This window comes from Streptomyces sp. P5F9, from assembly GCF_057961495.1.
Map to the genome: position 1 here is coordinate 1 of NZ_JBXVPZ010000898.1, position 1,490 is coordinate 1,490.

Annotated in this window: 2 protein-coding genes; one reads left to right on the top strand and one right to left on the bottom strand. The window is 71.9% G+C overall.

Annotation, left to right across the window (positions count from 1 at the left end):
• Positions 1-15: 15 nt before the first annotated feature.
• Positions 16-774, top strand: coding sequence for a helix-turn-helix domain-containing protein (locus AC31A1_RS51285; protein ID WP_489659895.1), 759 nt, complete (start codon positions 16-18; stop codon positions 772-774).
• Here AC31A1_RS51285 and AC31A1_RS51290 read toward each other — a convergent pair.
• Positions 753-1,175 carry a hypothetical protein gene (locus tag AC31A1_RS51290; protein WP_489659896.1) on the bottom strand — a complete coding sequence of 141 codons (423 nt, stop codon included), beginning with the start codon at positions 1,173-1,175 and terminating at the stop codon, positions 753-755. The two genes, AC31A1_RS51285 and AC31A1_RS51290, sit on opposite strands and share 22 nt — an antisense overlap.
• Between the last annotated feature and the right edge of the window lie 315 nt (positions 1,176-1,490).

Below are 1,490 nucleotides of genomic sequence, written 5' to 3' on the forward strand. Positions count from 1 at the left end.
CCGTAGAACTGGGGCGTGGACTTCTGTCGGGTGTTGCGTGAGCGCCGTACGGATCGCCGGTTCAGTCAGCTGGAGTTGGCGCTGCGGGCCGGGACCACGCAGCGGCATGTGAGTTTCGTCGAGTCGGGCCGGTCGGTGCCGGGGCGGGAGTTGGTCGTACGGCTGGCGGAGGCGCTCGAACTGCCGTTGCGGGAGCGGAACGAGCTGCTGCTCGCCGCCGGGTACGCGCCGGTGTACGCGGAGAGTTCGCTGGACGGGCCGGTGCTGGCTCCGGTGCGGGAGGCGATCGGGCACATCCTGCGGGGGCATCTGCCGTATCCGGCGGTGGTGGTGGACCGGGGTGGTCGACTGGTCGCCGCGAACGACGCGTTCGGGGTGATCACCGAGGGGGCCGCGGCAGAGTTGCTGGGGCCGGGGGCGAGTGTGTACCGACTGGCGCTGCATCCGGACGGGTTGGCGCCCCGGATCATCAATCTCGCCGAGTGGGCGCGGCACATTCTGGCTCGATTGGGGCAGTTGGCGGAGCTGCGGGCCGAGCTTGCCGGGTATGTGCCCGAACTCGGATCGGGGGAAGGGTTGTTGGGGTTCGCGGTGCCGTTGCGGCTGCGGTCGTCCTACGGGGAGTTGCGGCTGATGACGACCGTGACGACCTTCGCCACAGCCGTGGACGTGACCCTCGCGGAGCTGAAGCTGGAGGCGTTCCTGCCGGCGGACGCGGCGACGGCGGAGGCGTTGGCGGCCGCGGCGAGGGATCAGGCTCCGGGGAACATGTAGTCGGTGCGGATGCGTCCGTCGGGGTCGAGCACGAGCAACTCCAGGCCGCCGCCCACGACTTCGCCGCTGCCGACGGCCACCGTGTCCCAGCGGAACCGGACCACGCCGTCGAGGCGTACGGCGTCGGTGCGTGGCCGGAAGGTCAACTCACCCTTCGCGACGAACCGTTCGTAGCTGCGGGCGACGCGGGTCTCGATGGCGTCGTAACCCTGGGCCCGCAGGGTCGGGCGGTCGAAGCCGAGGCTCGCGGCGATCTCGCGGATCTCGGCGGGCGGTTGGAGGACGTGCGTGCCGTCCGCCGCCCAGAGGCTCTCGATCGCCGCCCGGCGCCGGGCCGCGTCCGGTTCGGTCCACTGGGCGATGTAACGCTCGGCCAGGTGCTGGGGGTCGGTCTCGGTCATCCGTGACTCCTTCGGGCACTCCGGTCGGTTCGTGCTCGATCGTGCGGCGGGCGCCGGGAAGGGGCAATTCCCGGCCAGGAATGGGCGACGTCGGTGCGGCGCGTGTCTTCCGGTGGGCGGTGGGAGTTGAGAGGGGGACTCTCTTTTTCCGCCCTCGGAGGTGGCCCCGTGCGCCCCATGTACGTACCCGTCCGTCTGGCCGCCGCGGTCGCCGTCGTCGCCGCTGCCGCCGGTTGCATGAGCGTGGGCGACGACGCGGGCGGCGGTGCCAGGCCCTCGCACTCCGCCGGGCAGCACGGCGGTGCGGCGCCGGAC

Coding starts and splice junctions, on each gene's coding strand:
- AC31A1_RS51290 (WP_489659896.1), bottom strand. CDS start 1,175: ATGACCGAGACCGACCCCCAGCACCTGGCCGAGCGTTACATCGCCCAG.